Below are 23,983 nucleotides of genomic sequence, written 5' to 3' on the forward strand. Positions count from 1 at the left end.
CTCGTAGGGGTCCGGGGCGCCGTGCCGCCCGGTTCCGTACGGTCGTCGGGCGGACCCGGTCGGCGGAAGGGGAGCGGCTACCCCCAGGTCACCGCCTCCCCGGTGGCCCAGAAGCCGGAGCCGAAGGTGTCGTCGCCGGTGATCGGGGCGTAGCCGGTGACGGGGAGCGGGGGGTCGCAGTGGTAGCAGAGTTTGTAACCGGCCGCCTCGGACTGGGTGGACTTACGGCGGATCCACTCGGCGGCCTCCTCGGTGGTGAGCACCTGCATGCCCGCCGCCCAGGCGGTGCTGCAGACGCCCTGGTGGGCGAAGGCGGGCAGGCCGGCGAGGAAGCGGGGGGAGCCGACGGGTTCGACGCGGCCGACGAAGCGGGACACCTTGGGGCAGCTGCTGCGGTGCAGGGTGTGCTTGCCGGCCGCGTACGGGTGCGCGTCCAGGTCGGACAGCCGCACCTTGTGAGTAAGCGATTCTGCAGCGATCGCGTCGAACTCCGCCCGGGCGCCCGCGCACATGGGGCAGCCGTGCGGGCAGTCCTCGCCGATGGTCTCCTCGTCGAAAGTGGTCGCGGGACGGTCCGGGGCGTGGAACCGCCGGGCGAACTCGTCGAGAGCCTGGTGGAGTTCGGGCGCGGTGACCTGCCCCTGCGCGACCAGGTCGATCATCTCCCTGACGGCGGGAAGCTCGATCACGAACTGGGCCCCGCCGGGACTGTGGGGGGCTTCCGCGCAGTGCATTCCCCAGACGAACCGGTCCTCTGCGTGCTGGCGTTCCATCATTACCTGGTCGTTCTCTCTCAGAAGCTTTTTCGGATGCCGGGCGCCGGGGACTCAGTGCTTGCGCTGGCGGGGGATCTTGGCGTGGCGGGGGTGGAGGAGGGTGATCTGCCGGCAGAGGAGGTGGAAGCTGGCCAGCGCGGAGACCGGGGGCAGCCCGGCGGTGGCGATCGCGGTGAGCGTCCTGGGGGCGTGGGCGATGCACAGGGCCATGGCGATCGCGGAGAAGACGATCACCGCGATCCAGGCGGCCCGCACCTCGCGGCGGTGGGCCGCCGCCTGGAGGATCGACAGGCAGGCGGCGAACCACGGGCCGTAGACCAGCAGCGGCCAGGAAGAGGCCAGGCTGTGGGCGGTCGGGGAGGCGAGTTCGCGCAGCGGGTCGTACGAGACCATCGCGCCGAGCACGCTGACGGTACTGGCGACGACGGCGGTGGTCCCGGCGATGGCGACGCCGAGACGGAGGGGCCAGCGCGGCCGGACGGACGGCCGGCGTCTGCGGCGCCGGTCCATCCGGGAGGCGGCGGACCGGTGGCCGCGCGGTGCCTCCTCCTCGAAGGGCTGCTGGAAGAGCTGCTCGAACTCGACTTCGAGGTCCCAGTGGCTCAGGGTGTCCTCCGCCGGGGCCGCCGGAGGGTAATCCGGCGCGGGCCCCGGGTCGGGGGCGAAAAGATCAGGGGCGATCAGCGGATATTCGTCGTATTCATACATTCTGACGCCATCCCGGTAGCAAGGCGTACGGGCGGGCACTTGTCGAGGATCCGAGGTGCGCGGCGTTCCACCGCGTGGTGAAGTCGGCCTCGATCCGTCCCATCAGGGCAAGGAATTCGCTCAGCAGCACATCGCACGGCGGCGGCCCGACGGCGGCTTCGCGGCCGAATTCGGCACCGTACATCGCCTCCCCACGACTGTTCTCGGCGGCGAACGCCGGCGTTTGCGCGGTGGAGTCGGCAGGTCGCAGGTCCGCGGCCACTGAATGGAGGGGGCCAGAAGGCGTATTCACACAGTCTTCAACGACTACGGGATTGGCCCGGGACGAGGCAAACGAGTGAACGGCGTGGCATTCGGTTGGTCCGTTTGCCGCAGTCGTGTGAAAGCCGGGTACGAACGTTCGCGGTGACGCGGCGTCACCGTGCTCGGATGGACCCGTCAATCCGGAGGCGGATTTACTTTCCGCGTGTCGTACGTCATTACGGCGGCGGTCGTCCGGTAACATCGCGCGCCCGCGCTGAATGCGCGGGTATTCCGGCGCCGGTCCGGCCGAACGGACGCGGGGGGCCCGCCGCGCGCACCGCGGACGGCCCCGAAGCGGGCCGCGGGGGGTGTCCGGGCACGGGCGGACATGCACGGCACTGTCACAGTTTGAGCAAACGCGTGTCTACGGCTCCGGGTTGTGGTGGAGTGCAGCTCCGCGGGGGATCGCGGGGACGCGAAGTGCTGTAGGGGGTGGGAATGCCGTTCTCGGCATTGGTGAACCCGGCCCAATTGGGGCGGGAGCTGAAGGACCTGGCGGGCCGGCCCCAACTGGCGGGCCGGAGGGATGAATTACAGAGCCTGGGCGAGGACCTCGAAGCCGCCAGGAATCTGGACGCGTGGTCCGGGATCGACCTGGTGGCGGCCTTCGCCCGGCCGGAGAGCCTGGCGGATCCGGCCCCGGGGAGCCGCGGGGGCGGGCGGGGAGGCGGCCGGGGAGGCCGGTCGCTGTGGGCCCGGATCAGCAGAATCGTCCGCGAGGAGCCGCTGGAGGCGGCGCTGGGCGTGATGGTCTTCGCGCCGCTGCTGGTCACATGGTTCGGGCTGCGGATGGCGAGCCGGGCCTACGGCGAGCTGGCGAAGGACAATCCCAAGGAGGCGTCGCGGCCGTTTCTGCAACTGTGGCAGTCCGGCTTCGACGGCCACCTGTCCTCCTATGAGCGCTTCGACAGCCTGGCGCTGGTGGCGGTCGGCCTGATCGGCGTCCTGCTGCTGCTCGCCCTCGCCCATGCCCTGCTCCGCACCCGCAACGAGCGGGAGGCGGCCGAGCGGGAGGCCGAAGGCGCCGTCCTGCTCAGCCAGCTGGCGTCCGTGCTGACCCGGGCGCAACTGGCCCTGGTCGCCCACCGCAACAGCTCACCGGCCCGCTTCGCGGCTGAACTGACCGGCGCCGCACGGCAGTTGCGCTCGCTGACCAATCAGGCGGTCAAGAGTCACGACAAGCTGGTCCTGGTGGCGGACGCCACCGACCGGGCGGCCACCGAACTGGGCGCCGCCACCGACCGCCTGTCCAAGGAGGTGCCCCAACTGGGCTCCGCCGCCGACCGGATCGAGACCGCGGTCCGCGCCGGGAGCGACGCCCTGCGCGACGCGCAGGCGAAGGCGGTCGACGCGGTGCGCGCCGCGCAGGACACCACCGTGCGGACCGGGGAGGACAACGCGACCGCCGTCCGCGAGGTCGGCGAACGGATCGGGCGGGCCGGAGCGGTGGTCGATACGGCGCTGAAGGAACTCGCCGCCGTGCAGCAGCAGTTGGTGGTGATGTCCGAGCAGGCGGTGCAGGCGGCCGACCGGGCGTCGCAGAACATGGTGCGCAGCGCCGACCGTACCGGTGACGCGGTGGACGGCATGCGCAAGGCCACCGAGCAGTGGGACGCCGTCGCCGCGCACTGGCAGGACGCCGCGGCGCGGCTCGACGCCGGCATCCGGCTGCTCGCCGGGGCGCCGCAGCCGGAGGACGCGGTCAGCGGCTCGGGGCTCGGAGCGGGGCTCGGAGCGGGCGGATGACGCGCCTGTCGCGCCGCCGCGGGCGGCTGGGCACCACCGCGCTCGCCGGGTGGCTGTTCGCCGACTTCCTGCTGGTGCTGGCCCTGGTGGCGATGGGCGACCAGGCCGACCCGCTGGCGGACCGGCGCCCCGCGCCCCGGCCGACTCCCACGCACAGCGCGAAGCCGCGTCCGAAGCCCACCCCCACCGGACCGCGCTCGGTGTCGAGGACCCGCTACAAGTTCTCGGTTGCGGGAAGCGACAACGCCTCGCTGGAGCGGCAGATCGTGACGGCCACCCGGGCGCGCGCGGGCCAGGAGGCCGCCTTCGTGCTGACCTTCGGCGGCACCCAGGCCGGCACGGCCTACGCGCGCAAGGTCAATGTGCTGCTGCACCGGGCCAGGCCCGCGATGTTCAACCAGGACACCGCGACGGAGGACTTCCTCCAACTCGACGCCGAGGCGGACACAGCGAGCGTGTGGGTGTACTTCTACACCGCGCCGCGGTGAACGGGCCGCAGACGGCGGCGCCCGGACCGGCACCGTCCCCGGCGCCGCCGGCTCCCCTGCTGCTGCCGATGTTTCCCGGTCTGCCCGGCTTCACCGCGTTCAGCGAACGCCTGACCCGGCTCGGCTTCCGGCACGCCGCCGAACCGCTGTTGCGGGCGCCGCGGCCCGCCCCGCCGCCCCACGCACTCCAGGGGGCAGCCTCCCGGCCCGCCTTCCGGGTACTGGACGGACTGTGGCTCACCGGGCGCGGCGGGAACTGGCTGCGGGTCGACGCGGCGTCCATCAACGAGTGCCGGTCCCGCTGGGAGGGCAGCGGCGATCCGCGCGCCACCGAGATCCGCTCGCTGCTGAACTGGCTGCGCCGGCAGATCCGCGACGACGTCATGCGGCTGCGCCGGGTCGTGCTCTACCAGTTGTCCTGCCTGCTCGCCGACCGCCCCGGCGGTCCGACACGGGAGGCGGCCGAGGCGCTGGGTGTGCACCCCACCGAGTCCGCCGCGCTGGCGGCGGCCGTCGCCGCCGGTTTCCCCGCGTCAGGACCGGTCCGGCAGGCGGGCGAGGAAATCACCGACGCGCTGCGCGGCGGGCGCCTCTACCGGGCCGCCGAACTGGCCGCCGCACTGCCGGAATCGCCGGCCGACCCGGAACTGGCCGCCGTTCTGGACGACTTGATGCGGCGGACGGATGAGGTCGAATCGCTGGCGGCGGTCGCGGCCCGGCGGCAGGCGAGCGGACAGCTCGGCCCGGCGGCCGAGGCATGGCTCGGCGCGTCCCGGCTCGCGGTGGACGATCCGCGGGTGCGAGCGGGGCTGTTGGGCGTGGCGGTGCTCATCGCCGACGCCGAGGACGGCACCACCGAGTCGGACGGGGACGCGGGCAGCGCGGGCGCCCCGGACGGCCCGGACGGCCCGGGCGCCCCGGACGGCCCGGACGGCCCGGACGGCTCAGGCAGCACGGCCGGCGCGGGCGGCCGCTCGGTGTCCGCCCGCCTCGACGGCGACGCCGTGACCCTCCAGTGGCAGCCGGTCGTCGCACCCGGAAGACGCCGCTCCCCCACCCGCTACCGCGTGTTCAGATTCCCGTCCGGCGCGCCGGAGGAGGCCGTCGGCATCGAGGTGGCCGACCCGCCGGAGACCGCCCGCACCGCCCTCACCGCCGTCGACCCCGGCATACCGGTCGGGACCGAAGTGCGGTACGTGGTGGTCCCGTTGTACGGGAACCGGGTCGCGCGGCTGCCGAGCGCCTCGGGTCCCGTGCTGTCCGCACCGGAGGTCGAGGACCTGCGGTGGAAAGCGGTGCCGGACGGGGTCCGGCTGAGCTGGCGGGCACACCCCCGGGCGGTCGGCACCCGGGTGCGGCGCGGTGCGGAAGCGCCGGTCCCGGGCGGCTCCGACGGCATGGTCGACCAGCCGCTGCCCGCCGGTGACCACTGGTACCGGGTCAGCAGCGAATACCGGAGCGGATCGGGCGAGTCGCTGTGGACCCCGGGCCGTACGATCCAGGCCCGCGCCGAGGAATGGCCCTCCCAGGTCGCGGAGTTGGCGGTGGCCGCGGTGCACGCCGACGGCCGGGTGGAGCTCGCCTGGACCCCGCCCGCCCGGGGCGTCGGACAGCTGGTGCGGTGGCGCTGGTGGCCCGCTGCGCCCGGGGAGGACGTCACGCCGCTGCTCGCCGAGCTGTTCCCGCCCCCGGGTGCCGCGCAGGACCTGGACGGCCCGCAGGACACGGCCGCGCCGGGCGGCGGCCCCGCCGACGAACCGCCCTCCGGCCGACGACAGTTGACGCTGAGCCCCCGGCGCGGTGCCTCCACCCGGGTCACCGCCGTCAGCGTGCTGGACGGGCGGGCGGTGGCCGGCCCGAGCGTCCTGATCGAAGCGCCGGACGCGGTGGCCGACCTGGTGGTGCGACGCCGTCACCGGGGCTGGGCGCACATCGACTTCCGCTGGCCGGAGCCCGCGGTGCTGGTCCTGGTGCGCTGGGAGCAGGACGGCCGGGTACGGGAACGCCGGGTGGCCCGCTCCCGGATGGACGCCAACGGCGTGGACATCCCGCTGACCGGGCGCGAAGCGGTGGTGACGGTCGGCGCGGTGTCGCGCCCTGACGTGACGGTGATCGGCGTGGAGCCGGCACGGTTCGCCGTACCTGCGGTCCCGCCCCTGCCGCCGGCCGCACCACCCGCCGCGGCGGTCGAGGACACGCCCGAGGAGCCCCCGCCGGCACCGGAAGCCGTCAAAGTCACCTGGTGGCGGCGATTGTGGCCGTGGCGGCGGCGTGGCTGAACCCGGGGCCGCGGGCGGCCCCGGGCGCGGGTCAGGCCTCCACCACCCCTTCGGTGCCGCCCCCGAACTCGATGGTGATGCCGGGCCGCAGCGCCGCCGTCTTGCCCGGCGGCACCGTCTGCGTCGTGTTGTCCGGGCGGCGGGTGGTCCAGGTGGTCCCGGTCCGGTTGGTGAGGCCGAAGCGCCCGGGGTGCTGCGGGTGCTCGGTCACCTCGCCCACCACATCGGTGAAGTCGTGCCGCTTGGGGCTGCTGATCAGGTGGTGGCCGTAGATACGGCCGCCCCGGATCAGCCGGACCGGAGTGCGGTGCCGGACCGCGCCCACACCGGTGAGGACGGTCAGGCAGGGCGGTACGTCCAGCGGGCGGGCGCACTTCCAGCAGGTGGGCGCGGTGGCGCCGGGCTGCGAGAGGTTGAACTTCCCGCACACGGCGCAGATCAGGCTGCTGTCGAGCACGGAGCTCAGCGCGCCGCGCCACTGGCTCTCCCTGACCCGCTCGACCGGTTCGGTCAGCCCCACCGTGAAGGTCTTGACGAAGAGGTCCTGCAGCTTCTTCGGCATGGTCCGCCAGGTCGCGATGACGGTGTCCTGCTCGCCCGGCACCGGCCGGTTGGTGGTGTTCGCCGGGTCGTAGACGAAGACCGGCCGGGTGCCGTAGAGCCGGCGCTGCGCGGCCTCGTCGAGGCAGCGGATCTTCAGCGCGAGGGCGCCCTGGAAGGGGTGGTGGTTCATGAACAGCATGAAGAGCAGGACCGCGAGCGAGTGCAGGTCGGTCTGCGTACCGGGTGAGACCCCCTTGTCGCCGCGGACGAGTTCGGGCGCCATGAAGTCCATCGTGCCGGCGACGCCCGCGGCCTCGCTCTCGAAGACGGCGTTGTCGTTGTCGCAGACCAGGATGTCGCCGGTGACCGGGTCGAAGAAGATGTTCCCCCAGTTGATGTCCCGGTAGGCGATGCCCTTGCCGTGCAGCGCCAGATACGCCTCGACGGTGTGCAGCGCGGCGATCACCAGGGTGCGCTGGGTGACCGCGCTGACCGAGGGGTCGCGGCGGAAGAGCGCCGGCAAGTCCTTGAAGCGGTCCGGCCGTACGTCCATCAGGTAACCGAAGCCGCCGCTGAGCGCGTTGGGGTCCGAGACGACGGACTGCGGCCACAGGAAGCGGGAGTCGGTGAACCGCAGGCCGATCAGCCCTTCGAGGATGTTGCGCTGCATCTCGGTGGCCTGCGCCGGGTAGTACCACTTGACCGCGCGGTCCCCGTGCGGTGTCTTCGCCTGGTAGACCTCGCCCTGACCACCGGCGCCGTAGAGCCGGCCGACCGTGATCCGGTCGCCGCTGTCGGTGATCAGGGTGTGCCCCTCGGGCAGTATCCCGTTCACGATGTCGTTCCTTCCGTGTCCAACTGGTGTGGCGGGTCCGGCTGTCGCCCGGGCCGGTCCGACGGCTGGGCCGGTGCGGGCCGGTCGCGTCCGGCGTCGGCGGTGGGTGCGTACCGCTCGGACGGAAACGCCCCGACCAGTGTCGAGTCGTCCCCGGAGAAGCTCGCGGCGCGCTCCAGCCAGCTCGCCAACTGCCCCTGTACGACGTCGAGTCCCTGGTCGCGGGCCCGGTCGCGCAGTCCCTCGGCGAAGCTGACGAAGCCCGAGTGGTCGGTGAAGCTCTTGGACAGCCCGTCGGTGGAGATCAGGACCGCGGTGTGCCGGTCGGCGGGCAGCCGCTGCCAGTGGATCCGCATCTGCCGCCATGCCTCCGCCTGGCACAGCGAGTCCGCCTCGTCCCCCAACTCCGGCCCGTCGTAGAGGGGTACGAAGGGCTCGCCGGTCTCGTCGACCAGCACGATGTCGCCGTCCCCGAGCTTCCAGCACAGCAGCAGCCGGCCCACGACGATCGCCCCGACCAGGGTGCTGCCGTACGGGATCGTGTCCAGGCCGGCCCCTCGGGCCCGCGGCCAGGTGCCGTCCGCCGGGGAGTTGGCCTCGAACATCGCCACCCGGTGCCGCCAGTGGTGGACGATCTGCTGCGGCAGACCGCGCGCCGCCGCCAGCACGGCGGGCCAGTGACTCTCGTCGCCGCCCCGCCGTGCCACGTCCTGCGCCAGCACCTCCGCGCAGGCGATGAACGCCTCCACCGCCCAGCGCGAGCCGAGGTCACTGCGGTAGTGCGCCTTCGAACCGTGTCCGTCGGCGACCACCAGCAGCACCCCGTCGCCGCCGATGCCCTTCCGGGCGGCCCAACTGTCCTGTGTGTACTTCTTGTTGCGGCCCTTGACCGCGCCCTGGAGGAGTGTCCAGGCCGGACCGTCCGCGACCTCGGTCACCAGACGTCGTCGTCATCGTCGGCGACGACGGGGGGCGGTGGCACCAGGTTCTTGACCGGGGCGTTCTGCTGGTCGTCGTCATCGGCGGCGCCGCCGCCGACCGGGGTGGACGAGGCGCGCACCGCCATGGTCGAGGCCCAGCGGATGGCCCGCACCAGCTGCTGCGGGTTGTCGGCCTGGATCGGCTCCATCTCCGGATTGGCGAGGAACTCCTTGAGGACGCCCTTGTCGGCGTCCTGGCCGATGGCCACCGCCACCCGGATCGCCCGCTTGCCCCAGGGGGTGGCGTCGACGGCCCGCAGGCCGGCCCGCCAGTCGTCGGTCGGCTGGCCGTCGGAGACCAGGGCCAGTACGGGGCGCAGCGCCCGCTCGGGCATCGGCGGCATGTCCAGCACCGTCGCCGCGAGTTTCAGGGCCGCGCCGAGGCTCGTCCAGCCCGAGGTCCCGACGTCCTTCCAGTTGAAGTCCGCCACCGGGGTGGGCTTTTCCACATGCCAGGACGCGGACGCGCTGAAGGTGATGGCGCGGACCAGCAGGCTGGCGGCGGGATTCTCGTTGGCGGCGTCGCGCATCTCCGGTATCGCCTCGCGGATGGCGAAGTTGAGCTCGGCGATCTTGCCGTTCATGCTCATCGAGTCGGAGCAGTCGAGTATCCAGATGAAATGTACGGGACGGCTGGCCATCGGGCCGCCGGGCATGTCGCTCACGCGGTTCCCCTCCTTCTGGCCGGAGTTCGGTGCGTCCGGCTTCGCGCGTGTCGTGCGGTCGTTGTGTCGGTCGTTGTCGTCGGTTGTCTGCTGGTTCGTCTGCGTCGGTCGCGGCGTCGGCGTCGGTATCAGTCCGGGCGCGTGGGTCGGGACGCGGTCCGGGCGTCTCAGCGGTGGAAGTCGTTCCGGGGGTCGATGCCGGTTCCGCTGAGGCCGGTGTCGACGAACGCCTCCCAGTTGTGTGCCCATTCCAACTCGCCCATCGCGCGCAACCTCTCCCCGATTTTCTGGAGTTGGATGGGATTCCGCAGCCGCAGCCGCACGACGGTTTCCCCGAACACCTCGGTGGTGAGGACCTGCGACTCGTTCCGCCATCCGATGGTCGCTTGGAGGGAGTCCCGGCCCCAGGCCGTGAAGAGCTTCGCCGCCCCCTCCGGGTCCCCGGCCAGGGCGTCGACCAGCCTCTCCTTCCGCTTGGGGGTCAACTGCGCGTCCACATATCGCTTGAGGAGGGTCTCTTCGAGCGGCCCGGCGAGCACGCCGAGCACGAACGTGTCGGCCAGCTCGGCCGGTTGGGACTCGGCCAGCCGCACGGCGAGTTTCTTGGTGATCCAGTCGCGTACCGGGTCCGGGACCGAGAGGGCCAGCATGCTCCGCACTTGCTGGATGGCCAGCTTGGGACCGACCTCGTGCCGGTCCATCCGCCGGCCGAGGTTCAGCAGTTTCGCGACGGCCGCCTGCCGGTCGTCCAGTTCGGTGCGCATGCCGAGGAGTTGGTCGGCGAGTTCGGCCGAGTGGTCGGACGGCGGCTCGGGCACGGTCAGCAGCCTGGCCAGCCGTCCGTCGAATCTCGCGGCGGCGATACGGCTGGGCCCGCAGTGGCTGATCAGTTCCAAGGCGTCCAGCAGGCTCGGGGTCCCTTCCCGCCACACCAGCCAGAGGACCAGGCCGAGCAGCGCCGGTTCCCACACCTCCTCGGTGCCGGCGGAGGCGATCAGCCGGCGGAACAGCTCCATCCCGGCGATCCGCCGGTTCCGCAGCCGCTCGGCCTCGATGATCAGGCGCAGCCGCGCCGGAGCCTGTTCGTAGACGGTGTCCAGCCAGCCGCCCAGCGGCGAGGCGACCAGACCGGCGAGCGCCTCCGGCCTCGGACCTCTTTCCGCCTTGGCCAGCTGATCGAGGAGCAGCCGGACGAACGGCGTGGCCAGCCGCTCGAAGGGCTCCCGGGTCCGCTCGTCGCGGGGCGCTTCTTTCCAGAGCAGATCCCGGCTGATGCCCGCGGCGGCCTTGACCTCGGCGGCCTCCTGGCCGCTGCGCTCGGCCAGATACGCCGCGGTGACCCGGTCCGCCGCCAGCGGGCGTTCGCGCGGCGGCGACAGGGTGTGCAGGGCCTCCAGCACGCTCACCCATTGGAGGAACGGAGTGTCGTGACGCGCCCGGACCGTTTCGGTCAGCTTGTCGACCACCGCCGCCCGCAGACCGGCGTCGTCCGCCGACTCCCTGGTCGGGGGTGCGAATTCGGCGAGGACGGCGGCGAGCAGCCCGTCGTCCGACAGCGGCACCCGGACGCCCAGCTTCGCGAAGAGGTCCGACAGCTCGGCGGGCGTCAGCGGACCCCGGCGGACGGCGGCGACCCGGACGGGGTTGGCTCCCCCCGGGATGCCGCTGACGGCCTCCTCCTGGTCCTCCTGGTCCTCCCACCCGGCGTCCGGGCCGCCGCCGATCGCGGTGACGGGCGGCACGATGGGAGCGGGGGGAACCGGCGCCGGCCGCGATGCGGGCGGCAGGGCGGTCTGCACCGGCGCGGGTGGGGACGCCTGCCGGGACTCCGCGCGGTCGTACGGCTCCGTGTCGACGGGGCGGGCGAGGATCAGGTCCCGCAGCGGTCCGATACCGAACGGCTCGTCCGCCGTGCCCTGCCGGTGGTAGGCGGTACGCGGGGCCAGCCCGGTCCGCCAGACCTGGGCGGCGACCGACGCCCAGTTGTCAGGACCGGGCAGCGGCGCGCTGCCGGGGCCGCCCAGGCCGTCGTAGACGCGGTAGAGGTGACGTAACGCGGCCTCGTCGGCGCGGTCGAAGTCGGCGTCCGGGCCGATGCCGACGAGCTGCTGGGGAGCGGCGGCCGGCCGGTCGGTGAAGAGCACGAAGGTGAGGGCGCGGGCGCAGGCCGGGGTCAGCGAGGCGCAGGCCAGCGCGATCCAGCGGGCGACCGTCGCCGGATCACGCTCGGCGATCACGATCTGCCGGCCGGCCGGGGCCGCGAACAGCCGGTGGACGTCGGCGAGGAAGGGCTCGACCTGCTCCGCGTGCGCGGCGGCGAAGTCCACCAGGTGCGCGTCGTCGCACCAGTCCGGGACGTCCTCGGCGCCGTCCGCCGCGCTCCCGGACGGCTCCCACAGCCGCGAGCGCCAGGTCTCGATGGGCGTACGGTCGCCCAACTCCTCCGCGCCGCCGGGCAGATAGCAGGCTGCGACCCGGCGCGCGGAGCCGCCGTACGGGTCCGGCCACCCGGCCGTCGCCGCGTCGTCCGGCGCGCCCGGTCCGGCCATCTCCAGCAGCAGCGCTCCCCCGCCGGGCAGCCGGGTGTGGCTGAGTACGGCGGAGCTGCCGTCGGGCACCGTCGGTAACGCCTCGGTGATCACGGACGCGATGGTGGCGGCGACCTCCGCGGGCAGCGATTCCGCCCCCGTCTCGGCCCGCAGGTCATCCGGCAGCGCTCCCGGCCGGACGAGAAAGCCGAGCCGCTGGAGGGTCATCGCCCCGCCCCCGGTGCGCGCCGCGTCGGGCCCTTGGCCCTCGGACCCGCGGCGGCGCGCGGTCGCACCGGCGACGGCATGGGTATCGACATCGGTATCGGCACTGCTAACGGCACCTGGAACACCTGGTTTCCCCCTCCCCCCGGTGACCGGACTGACTCGCGGAGGGGCGTGAACTCCCTTCGCGGCGGTCGCAGTTCGGTCGCCTGGAGGAGCACTGTAGAAGAGGAGGGTCCCGCTTCGGGGGGTTTTGCCGAATCCGCCGGGCGCTGCCCGGCGGCCGGCGGCCGGGATTCCGGACGCTCAGCGGCGCGGCCCCAGCAGCCGCGCGTAGAGATCCAGCAGCTGGGTGGACTCGGTCTGCCAGGACCACTGGCGCAGGATGTCGACCCGGTCGTACGCCTTGCGGTAGCGGCGCGGGTTGGTGAGCACCGCGCCGACCGCGCGGACGAAGTCGGCGGTGTCGCGGGCCCGGAAGACCTCGCCATTGCCGAGTTCGAGGGTGGCCGCGGCCATCGCGCGCACATCGCTGACCACCACCGGGAGGCGGGCGTGGGCGTATTCGAGGTAGCGGGAGGCCAGCACGGCCTGGTGATGCGGGAGTTGGTGGACGGGCAGCACACCGATGTCGGCCGAGGACAGGAAGGAGGGGATCTCGTCGACCGGGACATACGGCAGCACGTGCAGCCGTGCCTGGACCCCGAGTTGGGCGGCCCGGTCGCGCAGCGCGCCGAGTTCGGGGGCCCCCGGGTCGGGGACGACGAAGGCCGCGTGCAGGTCGTAGAGCTTCGGCAGCGCCTCGATGACGGTGTCCGGCCCGCGGTCGGGGCTGAGCGGGCCGGTGTGGACCAGCAGCGGGACGTCGGCGGCCAGATGGCAGCGTTCGCGGACGCCGTGCGGATGGTCGAGGGCTCCGGTGGCGAGCGGCGGGGCGTTGCGGACCACCGCGGGAGTGGTGGACAGGCCGTGCCGCAGGCGGAGTTCACCGGCGAGGCGGTCGCCGACGGTGACCACGCCGTCCGCCTCCCGGGCGAAGGTGCGCAGCAGCGCGTCCCCGGCCACGGTGGCCCGCCGGGTCTGCGCGGGGACGCGCGGCGGGGCGTCCCAGACCACCTCGATCCGGTGACCGGAGCCCTCGGCCCGCAGCGCGGCGCGGATCGCCAGGCCCAGCGAGCGGTGGCCGAGCGCGTGGATGAGGTGCGGGCGGACCGCGTCGAGCACCGGCCCGTACGCGATCTCCTCGTCCAGCAGGCCGGGATCCAGCCGGCGCCAGGCACGGCGGCCGAGCAGCAGCCGGGCCACTTCCGTCACCAGGTTGTCCAGCCGCCCGTCCGGGCGCTCCCGGCGGCGTACGGCGGCCCGGAACTGCGCGGCCCGCGCCCGCGTCCAGCCGACCCTGGCGCCGTGCCGGAACCAGGCCAGCGCGTAACCGCAGCGGGCCAGCGCGAGCAGCGGCAACGGCCGGTGCACGATGACCAGTTCGGCGCCCCGGGTGGTCAGCAGCGAACGCTGCGCGGTGAGCAGCGTGGTGCGGTGGTCGTGCGCGGCGGCGCTCCGGTAGGCCAGCGGCCACCGCAGCCCCGGCCGGGGCCGCGACACCCGGTGGGTACGCAGCACATCGCGGACGGTCACCTGCCGTACGTCGACCCCCGCCAGCACGACCGTGGCCGGCGCCCGCCCGATCAGCGTCACGTGATACCCGGCCGCCCGGGCGGCACTCGCCACCCTGAGCGCACGCGAGTCCCCGTCGAGACCCCCGCCCGACACCACCGCCACGCGCGCCGATCCGCGTAAACTCCCCGCCATCCCCGCACCCAACCCCATACAGATGATCTACGGGTTAAGTGTGCCTTGCCGGAGGGCGAACGAGTTTTGTGGGCACCGTCGGGCGCGAGGGCACCGCCCCTTCTCCTTTTTTGCCGCGCCCTCGCCGCCGGTCGCTTAGACCCGGTGTCGACAGTCGATCGTGCTCGCTCGCTCGTTCCTCGCTCACTGCGCGCGTTCTCCTTTTCGACACCGGCGCGCCCTTTGGCTCGGTCGCTACCGGCGAACCCCAGAGCGCAACGTGAACGGACCGACGAACCGCACAGCGCAACGTGAACGGACCGGCGAACGCCACGGCGCCCGGTGGCCCTGGGGTGCCCCGCTGGGTCCATCTGACGCCCGAGGGCTCGCCGGTAGCCAGCGAGCCAAAGGGCGCGCCGGTGTCGAAATGGGGGTCCCCCCGGACGGAGTCTGGGGGAGAACGACAAGCGAGGAACGAGCGCGGGAGAGAGGAACGTCGACACCGGGTCTAAGCGACCGGAGGCGAGGGCGCGGCAAAAAAGGGGGCAACTACGCCGGGCTGGGGCTGTCGGCCGCTGGGAGGCCGTGGAGGTCGCGGGCGGTGTCGGTGATGCCCGCGAGGAAAGTGTGGGCGCGGGGGGAGGCGTCGGAGGTCAGCCAGTCCTGGTCGATGTCGACGACGATGATGTCGACTCCGGTGCCGGCCAGCGCCAGCGGCAGCGTGTGGACGACGGTGGACGGGAAGGACAGGACCGCCTTGCCGATCGGGCCGCGCCTGGCGACCAGTTCGAGCGGCAGGTCGGGCCGGACGATCTCCAGGCCGGTCTCGTCGGCGAGCCGGTGCAGCTTGTCGACGGCCTCCCGGCGGTGCGCGAAGTAGCGCCGGGCGCCGTGCTGTTCGGCCAGCGAGCGGACCACCTCCAGATAGCGCTCGGGGTCCACCACCCCGGTCTCGACCAGCGAGGTGCCGATCAGGTCGGTGCCGTCCAGGATGCTCGGGGGCCCGAACCGGCTGCGGGTCCAGGCGAAGCGGTTGGCGCGTACGGACATGCCGGCCGGCGCGGTCGCGGGCATCGCGCTGAACAGCTCGATGGTCCGCCGCTTGCCGGGGGTGAGCCGGCGCCGCGCGGCCGAGGCGAACAGGCCGAAGGCGGCGTCGGCCGGGGACCTGCGGTGCCCGCTGCGGTGCCAGCGCACCAGTCGGCCGCCGCGGGACAGGATCTCGGTGAACTCCATGGTGGCGGTGCCGTCGTCCACCACGGTCAGCTCCTTGGCGCGGCACAGCGGCAGCAGCACCTGCACCAGCCGGGAGAACGGGTCGCCGATCACCAGCCGCCGGGCCCGCAGCAGCAGCGGGGCGACGGCGAGCGCGGTGTGCAGCAGGCCGTTGCGGCGGCCCTCGCCGCCGCGCGCCTCGTACCAGCGGACGATCGCGCCCTGCTCACGGGCGAGTTCGGACATCCGGCGCAGCTGCCCGCGGCTTATCGGGTCGGCGGGCGAGAGCACCACCACGGTGAGCGGCTGCGCCGCCGAGGGGGTCTCCTCGGCGGCGCGGCCGTCGCGCGGTGCGGGGATCGGGGGTATGGCGGGCGGGTGCACATGCGCCCACTCCAGGACGTTCAGGAGCTGGACGGGTGACTCGACCAGCGCCACGGGGCCGGAGCCCGATGCGGGCGGCCGCCTCCTGCGGAGCGCGAGCCTTGCGGTCATTACCTCGTCCTCGTCCCTCTTGTCACGTGTCCTGTGGAAGCCCGATCCCCGCCGTCTTCGGTCCGGCCGCCAGCGGCCGGACCGCCGGCGGTCAGACCGTCGCGGACTCGGAGGCGGCCTCGGCCTCGGCGACCACGCCGGCCACCCGGCGCAGCTTCTTCATCGGGCCCAGCTCGCCCTCGTAGACCTGCTTGACACCGTCACCGAGCGCGGCCTCGATGATGCGGATGTCGCGGACCAGCCGGTCCAGACCCTGCGACTCGACGGACGCGGCCTGGTCGGAGCCCCACATCGCGCGGTCGAGGGTGATGTGGCGCTCCACGAAGACCGCGCCGAGCGCGACCGCGGCCAGCGTCGTCTGCAGGCCGACCTCGTGACCGGAGTAGCCGACCGGCACGTTCGGGTACTCGGCCTGCAGGGTGTTGATCATCCGCAGGTTGAGCTCTTCGTTCTTCGCCGGGTACGTCGAGGTGGCGTGGCACAGCACGATGTTGTCGCTGCCGAGCACCTCCACCGCGTGCCGGATCTGCTTCGGCGTCGACATGCCGGTGGAGAGGATGACGGTGCGGCCGGTGGCGCGCATGGCGCGCAGCAGCTCGTCGTCGGTCAGGCAGGCGGACGCCACCTTGTGCGCCGGGACGTCGAACTTCTCCAGGAACTCGACCGACGGGACGTCCCACGGGGAGGCGAACCAGTCGATGCCGCGCTTGCGGCAGTACTCGTCGATGGAGCGGTAGCCGTCCTCGTCGAACTCGACGCGGTGGCGGTAGTCGATGTACGTCATCCGGCCCCAGGGGGTGTCGCGCTCGATCTCCCACTGGTCGCGCGGAGTGGCGATCTCCGGGGTGCGCTTCTGGAACTTGACCGCGTCACACCCAGCGGCGACGGCCGCGTCGATCAGAGCGAACGCGTTCTCCAGGTCGCCGTTGTGGTTGATGCCGATCTCGCCGGTGACGTACACGGGCTGACCGTTGCCGATGTGGCGCGAGCCGACGGCGCGGAGGTTGGCGGGGAGAGTTGCCGGGATAGAGGCCACGGGGGTGTTCCTTCGGTATTCAGGGGGTGTTCTGGGACTTCGTGGGACTTCAGTCAGCGGTCAGCGAGCGAGAGTGGGACCGAGCAGCCAGGCGGCGATCTCGCGGATCGCCCCATGACCGCCGTGGGCGGTGGTGACGGCCCGGGCGGCGGCCCGGACCACGTCATGCGCTCCGGCGACGGCTACGGGCCAGCCGACCAGGGCGAAGCAGCCGAGGTCGTTGACGTCGTTGCCGGCGTAGAGCACCCGCTCCGGCGCGATGCCGTTCTCCTCGCACCACTGCTTGAGCGCGAGGTCCTTGCGGTCGATGCCGTGCAGGACCGGGACTTGCAGCTTCCTGGCCCGGGCGGCGACGACCGGGTTGGTCTCGGTGGACAGGATCAGTACGGGCAGGCCCGCGCGGCGCAGTGCCGCGATCCCGAGCCCGTCACCGCGGTGCACGGTGACGGCCTCGTGTCCGTCCGAATCGATCAGCACCCGGTCATCGGTCTGGGTGCCGTCGAAGTCGAGTACGACCGCGTCGACATCGGCGCGGGTCGGGATGCCGGCCCGCGCGTCGAGCAGCGGGGCCAGCGCGCGGGCGCGTTCCAGATCGGCGGGTTCGTCGATCTCCAGCACCCGGGCCGGGTCGGTGCGCACCAGCGCGGTCCGGCCGAAGAAGCGGTGCTTGGCGGCGCGGAAGCCGGCCGCGCGCATTCCGTACGCGGCGCCGGTCTCCAGCAGGTCCTGCGGCCGGTCCTGGCGGCGCGGGCGGGTGGCCTTGTCGTGGTTGACGCCGAAGGACCCCCCGCTGGTTCCCTCCGCGTCCGCGTCGCCGGCCGAACCATCAGCCGGACCGTCGACCGGGTCGCCGTCGCGCCAGACGAACCCGTGGAAGGGTGCGACGGTGTGCGCGGTGTCCGCGCCGCCCTCGGTGACCGCGGCGACCACGCCGTCGATCTCGTCGCTGGTGATGAAGGGGCTGGTGCACTGCACCAGCAGCACCACCTCGGCCGCCGCGCCGGTGGTGGCCTCGTGGCTGTCCATGGCGTGCAGGACGGCGGCCTCGCTGCTGGCGGTGTCGCCGGCTATCGCGACCGGCCGCAGGACCACCTGGGCGCCGGCCGAGCGGGCGACCTCGGCTATGGACGGGTCGTCGGTGGACACCACGACGTCGCTGACCCGGCGGGCCCCGGTGCAGGCCAGCACGGCCCGGGCGACCAGGGGTACGCCCCCGACGGCGGCCAGGTTCTTGCCGGGTACGCCCTTGGACCCGCCGCGGGCGGGTATGACGGCCAGCACGCGGGGCGCGGCCTCGGCCGGTTCGGTGGTCATCGGGGTGACTCCTGTCAGTGCGGGCACCGGCGGCTCCGGCGGTGCCTGGTCTTCGGCCGTACGTATGCCCGGCGTCACAGCTGGCCCCAGCGCCGGATGACGGGGGCGACGCGCTGTACGCCCTGACGGTAAGCCGTGCGGGCGGAGTTGCGCACCAGCTCGTGAACGGCTTTGCGGACCGGGCCCGGCTCGCGCGGCGAGAAGCCGGCGATGGGCTCGCCCTTGGGGTCCAGGCCCTGCCGGGCGAGGATGCCGGGAAGGTATCCCGGCGCGGTGCGCTGTGTGTAGTAGGGGGACAGCCGGGGCAGTTCGGGCACGTCCACCAGGCCGCGCACCCGGGCGCGCAGGCCCGCGTAGGGATCGCCGCCGCCCACACCGTGCTCGGCGGTCCAGTAGGGATCGGCCTCCGGCAGGTGGCCGTCGTCGAGTTCGTCCCAGGACGCGAAGCAGCCCGAGCCGAGGAAGTGGTGGTTGCCGAGGGACTCGCGGATGCCGAGGTCGGTGAGGATCGCGGTCGGTATCCGGCGGTACAGCGACTCCAGCGCCGCGGTCGAGCTGACCGTCACGAGGAGGTCCGTTCGGTCCAGCACCTCACCCATGTTGCCGTAGACCAGTTCCAGATTGCGCGGCGGGTCCAGCGAGGCGACCAGCTTCTGGTACGGATTCTCCTCGATGTGCGTGGTGTGCTCGCCCGGCTTGCTGCGCAGCTTCACCAGCACATCGCGCTCCGGGTGCAGGCGGGCGTGCTCGACGGTGCGGCGCAGCAGGTGCAGGCGGTCGGCGCGGCCCTCGGGCACCGACGGCTGGACGGCGAAGGCGACGGTGAACCGGCGCTCGTCGTCGGGCCGGTAGAGCTCGCCGCCGAGGAACGGCAGCGCGGTTTCGGCGATCGCGGTTGTGGGATATCCCACACCGTCGTAGACGGCCCTGAAGCGCCGGGCGTCGTCGGCGCTGTTGGCCAGGATCACATCCGCGCCGGCCCGCAGCAGCAGCCCGTCGGCCAGCTTTTCGTACACGACCCCGACATAGCCGGTGACGACGACCGGGCGGTCGGCGCGGCCCTCCCAGGCGCGGTTGAAGCCGTGCAGCAGCGCCTGGACGGTGCCGCCGACGCAGGAGACGACCACCACGTCGCAGCTGTCCGGATTGGTGCCCGCCAGGATCTCCGCCGCCGTCGCCTCCACCATCGAGTCCGCGGGAATGCCCAGTTCGGCGAGCTGTCGCGGGGTCGGTGTGGCCCGCCCGCGAAGGAGGCGCGCGTCCAGACGCGCGTCGGGGTCGATGCGTCGCGCGGTCAGCGCACCCCACTTCCAGCGGGTGTCCGAATCGGCGATCACAGTGACCCTCAGTGGGCCGGGCATACGTTCCACACCCTGACAGTAGGAAGCACTTGGACTCAACACGCTAACCATCGGCCAACGGCAGGTAAACAAAATGCTTCGGATCGGAGGTGGTCCGGCGAGGCGTACCGCGTGACCCAGGTCACCCGGGGCTCGCACCGTTACCGTTCCGACATGTTTCGTTTACCTAGATGTACGTCCGATGCAAAGCACCAGGTGGCCTGAACGGCCTAATGTACGGGAGTGGTCAAGCTCTCCGTTATCGTGCCGTGCTTCAACGTGCAGCAATTCGTCCCGGATGCCCTGCGCAGCCTGCGGGCCAACACCCGGGAGGATTTCGAGTTCCTGCTGATGGACGACGGTTCCACCGATCAGACGCCCCACCTCCTGGAACGGGGGGTCGGCAGCATCCCCGGCGCGAGGATCATCCGGCGCGACCACACGGGAGTGGCCGCCCTGCGCAACGCCGGCATCGACGCGTCCAAGGGCCAGTACATCACCTTCATGGACGGCGACGACTGGATGGCGCCGGGCTACCTGCCGCAGCTGGTCAAGGCCATGGACGACCTGGACGTGGACTTCCTGCGCACCGACCACGTCCAGTGCACCGGCAGCAGCCGCAGTGTCATACGCGCCCCGCACGGGCGGCGCAACGCACGGCTGGACCCGCGCAGCACCATCCTCCCCGCCGACCGCCCCACGCTGGTGGACTACCCCTACTCCTGGGCGGGCGCCTACCACCGCCGGATCGTCGAGCAGGGTCTGCTGCACATGCCGGAGGACCTGCGCACCGCCGAGGACCGGCCCTGGATCTGGCGGCTGCACCGCGAGGCCAAGTCGGTCGCTGTGGTCGGACTGATGGGGATCTACTACCGTCGCGGAGTGTCCAACTCCCTGACCCAGGTCGGCGATGTCCGGCAGCTCGACTTCATCCGCTCCTTCGACCAGGTGATCGCCGACATCCACGCGGACCCGGACGGCGAGCGCTTCCTGCCCAAGGCGGTCCGCACCTACTGCGCGATCATCGCCCACCACCTGGACAACCTCGACCGGCTGGAGCCGTCCCTGGCACGCAAGCTCAAGGCGCTGGCCGCCGGGGCGCTGGGCCGGCTGCCCAACGACGTGCTGACCGAGGCGCTGGACTCGATGGACATCGAGCGCAGCGTGAAGATCCGCCGGCTGCGCTGGCGCATTCCCAACAAACTGGACGAGGGCGCCGAGGCCGAGACGTTCCCGGAGCTGAGCGCCGCCGGCAAGGCGGAGGCGGCGAGCGTCACCGCGGCCGGCCTCAAGGTCGGTTCCACCGCGGCCGACCCGGACGGCGACGACGACCCCGATGCCAGCGACCACGCCGGAACGGTGGTCGCGTAATGGGCAGTACGCAGCTCTTCCTCGCCTCGACCCTGTACGGCGCCGCCACCCTGGCCGCCGCGCTGGACGCCGGCACCCTGCCGGCCGCCGACCGCCGCATCCTCGTGGTCAGCAACAACGCCTCGGTCCCGGAGACCCACACGGGCCTGGACCTGGCGCCCGGCTTCGAGGCGCTGCGCAACCGCTTCGACCGGATCGTGTCGTGGAACGAGACCATCCACCCGCTGCACCCCGGCGGCTGGGCGCCGCGTGCCGACGAGGTCCCGATGTGGGAGCGCTATCTGCGGCTGCTGTGGGACCTCGGCGACGACGATGTCGAACTGGTCGTGGAGTCCATCCAGGTCGCGCCCGCGCTGGCGTTCGTCCAGGTCTTCATCGGCTGCCCGATCACGGTCTACGCCGACGGCCTGATGTCGTACGGACCGACCCGCAACAAGCTCGGCCTGCTGGTGGACACCCGGATCGACCGGCTGCTGCACCTCGACCTGGTGCCCGGACTGCGGCCGATGCTGCTCAGCGAGCACGGCGTGGAACCGCGGGTGGTGCCCGCCGCGGAGTTCACCAAGGTGCTCGCCGAGCTGGCCGAGGCCTCGATGGACGCCAGCGGCGACGACCTGACCGGGGTACCGGCGGGCGCCGCGCTGCTGCTCGGGCAGTACCTCTCCGCGCTCGGCCTGATCACGGCCGACGAGGAGGAGGAACTGCACCTGTCGATGGTGCGGGGCGCGGCGGCGCTGGGCCACAAGGAGATCGTCTTCAAGCCGCACCCGACGGCGCCGGCCGAGTGGACCGAGCCGCTGAAGGCGGTGGCCGAGAGCCTCGGCTGCCGGCTGACCGTGCTCAACTCGCCGGTGCTCGCCGAGGTCGTCTACCTCAAGGCCCGCCCGGCCCTGGTCGTCGGCTGCTTCTCCACCGCGCTGCTGACCGCCTCGGTGTTCTACGGCATCCCGGTGGCCCGTACCGGTACCAAGCTGCTGCTGGAGCGGCTGGCCCCGTACCAGAACAGCAACCGGATCCCGGTGACCATCGTGCACGCACTGCTGCCCGACCTGAACGACACCAGGGCGGTCACCGCGTGGAAGCCGCCCTCCCCGGAGCAGGTGGCGGCCCAACTCACGCCGCTGCTGCACGCGGTGGGCTACTGCATGCAGGCGAAGGCGTATCCTCATCTGCGCGCCGAGGCCGTAGCCTGGCTGACGGATCGCCTGAACGCGGACACCTGGCCGTACTTCAAGCGCCGCCGGCTCACCTCGCTCGGTCTGCCCGGTGCGGTTCCGGCCCGGCTGGCGTTCGTGCCGCGCAACCGAACCGTCCGCCGGGTGGCCCGCCGCGCCCGTGCCTTCAAGAAAGCCACACTGGGATGAGTCTGCACATGCCGGCCCCCGCCGACGAGTCCGCGGGGCCGGGCGGCTCCACGACCATGGCGGAGCCCCTGCCCCAGGCCGCCCCCGGCCAGCAGCCCACCGCCCCCGCCACGCCCGCGCCCTCCGGCGGCGGACGGGCCAGGGGGCGGCTGCGCGCGCTGGACGGGCTGCGCCTGATAGCCGCGCTGATGGTCTGCACGTACCACTACGGAGGCCGCGGCGGGGACATCACGACCGCCTGGGGCGCCTCGGCGAGCGACCTGTTCCCGCACGTGGCGGGGCCGTTCTCCTACGGTCCGCTGGGTGTGCAGATCTTCTTCATCATCAGCGGCTTCGTGATCTCCATGAGCGGCTGGGGCCGCAGCGTCAAGGACTTCGCGATCTCCCGGATCACCCGGCTCTACCCGGCGTACTGGGCGGCGCTGATCATCGTCACGGTCGCCTTCGCGGTCGTCGGCCTCAAGCGGGTCTCCGACACCGACCTGCTGGTCAACTTCACCATGCTCCAGATGCCGGCCGGCGCCGAGCGGGTGCTGGGCGTGTGCTGGACGCTGTGGGCCGAGATGCGGTTCTACCTGCTGTTCGCGCTGTGCGTGGTGTGGCCGGGCGCGACCCGCAAGCGGGTGCTGGTGTTCTCCACCGTGTGGACGGTCCTGGCGCTGTACGCCGAGTCCTCCAACGAGGCCTTCCTGAAGCTCGCGCTGATGCCCGAGTACGCGCCCTTCTTCGTGGCCGGCATGGGTCTGTACCTGGTCTACCGCTTCGGCCACGACGCCCTGTCCTGGGGCGTGGTCGCGGTCGGCTTCCTGCTCGGCCAGCGCGAGGAGGTCAAGGCCCTGGTGGCCCCGGCCCACATCTCGGTCTTCCACCACCGCTCCCCGCTGACGGTGATCGCCGTGGTGGCGGCCGGCTTCCTCGCGGTGATCGCGGTGACACTCGTACCGCGGATCGCGAGCATCAACTGGGGCTGGCTGACCACGGCCGGCGCGCTGACGTACCCCTTCTACCTGGTGCACGAGCACCTCGGCTGGGTCGTCATCGGCAAGCTCCGCGAGCACACCGACTGGGCGCCCACCGTGATCTTCGCGGTCACCGTGCTGTCCATGCTGGTGCTCGCCTATCTGATGCACCGGCTGGTCGAGAAGCCGCTGGCGCCCCGGCTGAAGAAGGTGCTCCAGCGGCAGCCGGTCCCGGTGGCCTGAACCGGCCGGAGACCTGAGGGACGCGGAGCGGCGGCGGGTGGCGGCCATAGGGCCGCCACTCGCCGCTGCCCTACGATGTGGGGGTGAGCGAAATCACCCGCGGCATGGTACGTGAGCCGACCCGCGCTCAGGAGATCGTCGCCCTCGGGCTGCGCGACGAGAAGAGACGGCGGACGCGCAGACACATCGCCGAGGTCGCCACCAGGCTTTTCCTGGAGCACGGCTTCGGACGGGTCACCATCGCCGAGGTGGCGCGCACCGCCGAGGTGTCGGTCAACTCCGTCTACACCTACTTCCCCTCCAAGGAAGACCTCGTCTTCTACCCGGACGAGGCGTCCGCGCAGCGCATGGTGCGGATGGCCGCCGACCGGCCGCGCGGACACTCGGCGGCGGACGCGGTGTTCGCCGCGCTGCGGGCCGAACTGCGCCACGGCGAGCGGATGGCGGGCCTCACCCAGGGCTTCGGCCGCTTCCTGGAGATGATCCGCGCCGAGCCCACCCTGGCCGTCCGGCTGGACACGATCCGGCGCGAGATGGTCGACGCGCTGGCGTCGGCGCTGGCCGACGAGACCGGGGCCTCCCTCGACGATCCGCTGCCCCGGCTGGTGGCCTCCCAGCTCGGCTGGGCGCAGGAGCAGCTCTTCCGGGACATCGGCGACCGGACCCGCGCCGGGCAGACCCCCGACGTCATCGCGCGGGCGGCGCTGGAGCTGCTGGACACGATGGAGGGGCTGCTCGGCGAGCGGGTCCTGCGGTACGCGACGCGCCAGGCGTCCTGACCC

At 72.6% G+C, this 23,983-nt stretch carries 18 protein-coding genes and 1 pseudogene; 7 read left to right on the forward strand and 12 right to left on the reverse strand.

All coding sequences use genetic code 11. From position 1 onward, the window contains the following. Positions 1-77: 77 nt before the first annotated feature. From ACFO3J_RS15170 to ACFO3J_RS15180, 3 genes are all read right to left on the reverse strand, one after another. Positions 78-689 carry a hypothetical protein gene (locus ACFO3J_RS15170; RefSeq protein ID WP_386429914.1) on the reverse strand — a complete coding sequence of 204 codons (612 nt, stop codon included), beginning with the start codon at positions 687-689 and terminating at the stop codon, positions 78-80. 138 nt (positions 690-827) lie between these two features. Next, positions 828-1,484 (reverse strand): DUF2637 domain-containing protein, encoded by a 657-nt coding sequence (locus ACFO3J_RS15175; protein WP_386429915.1) that lies wholly within the window; start codon positions 1,482-1,484, stop codon positions 828-830. Further along, positions 1,477-1,746 (reverse strand): hypothetical protein, encoded by a 270-nt coding sequence (locus tag ACFO3J_RS15180; protein ID WP_386429916.1) that lies wholly within the window; start codon positions 1,744-1,746, stop codon positions 1,477-1,479. The genes ACFO3J_RS15175 and ACFO3J_RS15180 overlap by 8 nt, the downstream gene beginning before the upstream one ends. Before the next feature lie 479 nt (positions 1,747-2,225). Here ACFO3J_RS15180 and ACFO3J_RS15185 point away from each other — a divergent pair, with 479 nt between their 5' ends. Genes ACFO3J_RS15185 through ACFO3J_RS15195 form a run of 3 tightly spaced genes read left to right on the forward strand, consistent with a single transcriptional unit; the run spans position 2,226 to position 6,300 of the window. Next, a complete protein-coding gene (locus ACFO3J_RS15185) occupies positions 2,226-3,533 on the forward strand; it encodes a hypothetical protein (protein ID WP_386429917.1) in 1,308 nt (435 codons plus the stop codon). After that, positions 3,530-4,021 (forward strand): hypothetical protein, encoded by a 492-nt coding sequence (locus ACFO3J_RS15190; RefSeq protein WP_386429918.1) that lies wholly within the window; start codon positions 3,530-3,532, stop codon positions 4,019-4,021. Before ACFO3J_RS15185 ends, ACFO3J_RS15190 begins: the two co-directional genes overlap by 4 nt. Then, positions 4,018-6,300, forward strand: coding sequence for a hypothetical protein (locus ACFO3J_RS15195; protein WP_386429919.1), 2,283 nt, complete (start codon positions 4,018-4,020; stop codon positions 6,298-6,300). Before ACFO3J_RS15190 ends, ACFO3J_RS15195 begins: the two co-directional genes overlap by 4 nt. Before the next feature lie 31 nt (positions 6,301-6,331). Here the strand turns inward: ACFO3J_RS15195 and ACFO3J_RS15200 are convergent, their stop codons facing one another. The 9 genes from ACFO3J_RS15200 to ACFO3J_RS15240 all read right to left on the reverse strand — a co-directional run bounded on the left by ACFO3J_RS15200 (position 6,332) and on the right by ACFO3J_RS15240 (position 19,285). Beyond that, positions 6,332-7,678 (reverse strand): protein kinase domain-containing protein, encoded by a 1,347-nt coding sequence (locus ACFO3J_RS15200; RefSeq protein ID WP_386429920.1) that lies wholly within the window; start codon positions 7,676-7,678, stop codon positions 6,332-6,334. Next, positions 7,675-8,616 carry a protein phosphatase 2C domain-containing protein gene (locus tag ACFO3J_RS15205; RefSeq protein WP_386429921.1) on the reverse strand — a complete coding sequence of 314 codons (942 nt, stop codon included), beginning with the start codon at positions 8,614-8,616 and terminating at the stop codon, positions 7,675-7,677. The genes ACFO3J_RS15200 and ACFO3J_RS15205 overlap by 4 nt, the downstream gene beginning before the upstream one ends. After that, complete coding sequence (locus tag ACFO3J_RS15210) at positions 8,613-9,299, reverse strand: vWA domain-containing protein (RefSeq protein ID WP_386430223.1); 687 nt, start codon at positions 9,297-9,299, stop codon at positions 8,613-8,615. The genes ACFO3J_RS15205 and ACFO3J_RS15210 overlap by 4 nt, the downstream gene beginning before the upstream one ends. 191 nt (positions 9,300-9,490) lie before the next feature. Further along, the gene (locus tag ACFO3J_RS15215) at positions 9,491-12,079 is read right to left on the reverse strand and encodes a GTPase-associated protein 1-related protein (RefSeq protein WP_386429922.1); all 2,589 of its coding nucleotides are present in this window, start codon (positions 12,077-12,079) and stop codon (positions 9,491-9,493) included. 303 nt (positions 12,080-12,382) lie between these two features. Beyond that, entirely contained in the window at positions 12,383-13,771 is a 1,389-nt protein-coding gene (locus ACFO3J_RS15220; RefSeq protein ID WP_386429923.1) for a glycosyltransferase, read from the reverse strand. 642 nt (positions 13,772-14,413) lie between these two features. Then, on the reverse strand, positions 14,414-15,574 hold the full coding sequence (locus tag ACFO3J_RS15225; RefSeq protein WP_386429924.1) for a hypothetical protein: 1,161 nt from the start codon (positions 15,572-15,574) through the stop codon (positions 14,414-14,416). 91 nt (positions 15,575-15,665) lie between these two features. Further along, positions 15,666-16,601 (reverse strand): N-acetylneuraminate synthase family protein, encoded by a 936-nt coding sequence (locus ACFO3J_RS15230; protein ID WP_386430224.1) that lies wholly within the window; start codon positions 16,599-16,601, stop codon positions 15,666-15,668. A 69-nt stretch (positions 16,602-16,670) separates the two neighbouring features. Next, positions 16,671-17,924, reverse strand: coding sequence for a cytidylyltransferase domain-containing protein (locus tag ACFO3J_RS15235; protein ID WP_386429925.1), 1,254 nt, complete (start codon positions 17,922-17,924; stop codon positions 16,671-16,673). 74 nt (positions 17,925-17,998) lie between these two features. After that, positions 17,999-19,285: a DUF6716 putative glycosyltransferase gene (locus ACFO3J_RS15240; protein WP_386430225.1), complete on the reverse strand. Its 1,287-nt coding sequence runs from the start codon at positions 19,283-19,285 to the stop codon at positions 17,999-18,001. 222 nt (positions 19,286-19,507) lie between these two features. Between ACFO3J_RS15240 and ACFO3J_RS15245 the strand changes: the two are divergent. The 4 genes and pseudogenes from ACFO3J_RS15245 to ACFO3J_RS15260 all read left to right on the forward strand — a co-directional run. Continuing rightward, a pseudogene (locus tag ACFO3J_RS15245) lies at positions 19,508-20,455 on the forward strand (glycosyltransferase family 2 protein); the annotation flags it as partial. Between the two features lie 179 nt (positions 20,456-20,634). Further along, positions 20,635-21,999: a polysialyltransferase family glycosyltransferase gene (locus tag ACFO3J_RS15250; RefSeq protein ID WP_386429926.1), complete on the forward strand. Its 1,365-nt coding sequence runs from the start codon at positions 20,635-20,637 to the stop codon at positions 21,997-21,999. Then, positions 21,996-23,201 carry an acyltransferase family protein gene (locus ACFO3J_RS15255; protein ID WP_386429927.1) on the forward strand — a complete coding sequence of 402 codons (1,206 nt, stop codon included), beginning with the start codon at positions 21,996-21,998 and terminating at the stop codon, positions 23,199-23,201. The genes ACFO3J_RS15250 and ACFO3J_RS15255 overlap by 4 nt, the downstream gene beginning before the upstream one ends. Positions 23,202-23,284: 83 nt before the next feature. Beyond that, positions 23,285-23,980 carry a TetR/AcrR family transcriptional regulator gene (locus ACFO3J_RS15260; protein WP_386429928.1) on the forward strand — a complete coding sequence of 232 codons (696 nt, stop codon included), beginning with the start codon at positions 23,285-23,287 and terminating at the stop codon, positions 23,978-23,980. Positions 23,981-23,983 lie beyond the last annotated feature (3 nt).

This window comes from Streptomyces polygonati, assembly GCF_042650325.1.
Taxonomy (GTDB): Bacteria; Actinomycetota; Actinomycetes; order Streptomycetales; family Streptomycetaceae; genus Actinacidiphila; species Actinacidiphila polygonati.

Excerpts from the sequence above, each read along its gene's own strand:
- ACFO3J_RS15190 (WP_386429918.1), top strand. The coding sequence starts at position 3,530 with ATGACGCGCCTGTCGCGCCGCCGCGGGCGGCTGGGCACCACCGCGCTC.
- ACFO3J_RS15210 (WP_386430223.1), bottom strand. The coding sequence starts at position 9,299 with ATGGCCAGCCGTCCCGTACATTTCATCTGGATACTCGACTGCTCCGAC.
- ACFO3J_RS15185 (WP_386429917.1), top strand. The coding sequence starts at position 2,226 with ATGCCGTTCTCGGCATTGGTGAACCCGGCCCAATTGGGGCGGGAGCTG.
- ACFO3J_RS15255 (WP_386429927.1), top strand. The coding sequence starts at position 21,996 with ATGAGTCTGCACATGCCGGCCCCCGCCGACGAGTCCGCGGGGCCGGGC.
- ACFO3J_RS15175 (WP_386429915.1), bottom strand. The coding sequence starts at position 1,484 with ATGTATGAATACGACGAATATCCGCTGATCGCCCCTGATCTTTTCGCC.
- ACFO3J_RS15235 (WP_386429925.1), bottom strand. The coding sequence starts at position 17,924 with ATGACCACCGAACCGGCCGAGGCCGCGCCCCGCGTGCTGGCCGTCATA.
- ACFO3J_RS15215 (WP_386429922.1), bottom strand. The coding sequence starts at position 12,079 with ATGACCCTCCAGCGGCTCGGCTTTCTCGTCCGGCCGGGAGCGCTGCCG.
- ACFO3J_RS15250 (WP_386429926.1), top strand. The coding sequence starts at position 20,635 with ATGGGCAGTACGCAGCTCTTCCTCGCCTCGACCCTGTACGGCGCCGCC.
- ACFO3J_RS15240 (WP_386430225.1), bottom strand. The coding sequence starts at position 19,285 with ATGCCCGGCCCACTGAGGGTCACTGTGATCGCCGATTCGGACACCCGC.
- ACFO3J_RS15225 (WP_386429924.1), bottom strand. The coding sequence starts at position 15,574 with ATGACCGCAAGGCTCGCGCTCCGCAGGAGGCGGCCGCCCGCATCGGGC.